Origin of the sequence: Ralstonia sp. TCR112 (genome assembly GCF_007997035.1) — a bacterium.
GTDB lineage: Bacteria > Pseudomonadota > Gammaproteobacteria > Burkholderiales > Burkholderiaceae > Ralstonia > Ralstonia edaphi.
The window spans coordinates 1-512 of record NZ_VOSS01000253.1 but is presented as its reverse complement, the minus strand read 5'-3'; the positions used below and the strand labels follow the sequence as shown (position 1 = coordinate 512).

Here is a 512-nt window from a genome sequence, read left to right as displayed (position 1 = left end):
CGCCCGAGGCGCCCTACCGTCGCAACCTGGCGCTGCGATATGTGTACAGCCTGGGCAAGGCCGACCGCGTTGAAGAGGCGCTCACGCAAGGCGACGTGGCCATCCAGACGTGGCCGGATTTTCCGGATCTGTGCTTTGCACTGGGATTGGTGTTGCTGGATGCGGCGGCCAAGCAGCCTGATGAGGCAGGCGCCCGGTGGCTACCGTTGGCAGAGCAGGTCTTCAACCGCTGCCTTGAGATCGGCGATCAGCCGGAGATGGACGGCAGCGTCATCGGCCGGGGCAGCTTCCTCGCTGCCCAGCAACTGGCGATCGTGTACCAGATGCAGAGCCAAGCGCTCGCACGCAAGTCCGAGCACTATCTGACGCTGTCAAAACAGCTGCAGGACGCGTCGACTCAATAACGCGCCATGCTGCCGTAGGCGTTGCTTGCGGTGGTGGCGCGGCGCGCCGTGTCGATGCGCTTCTGCAGGCGGTCCAGGCGCGGATACACCATGGCACGCACGCGGGCG

Annotated in this window: 2 pseudogenes; one reads left to right on the top strand and one right to left on the bottom strand. The window is 65.4% G+C overall.

What is annotated here, in order from left to right:
- A pseudogene (locus FUT88_RS25710) lies at nucleotides 1–404 on the top strand (glycosyltransferase family 2 protein); the annotation flags it as partial.
- On the opposite strand, the pseudogene FUT88_RS27100 reads toward FUT88_RS25710, so the two are convergent.
- A pseudogene (locus tag FUT88_RS27100) lies at nucleotides 398–512 on the bottom strand (flagellar protein FliT); the annotation flags it as partial. The pseudogenes FUT88_RS25710 and FUT88_RS27100 sit on opposite strands and share 7 nt — an antisense overlap.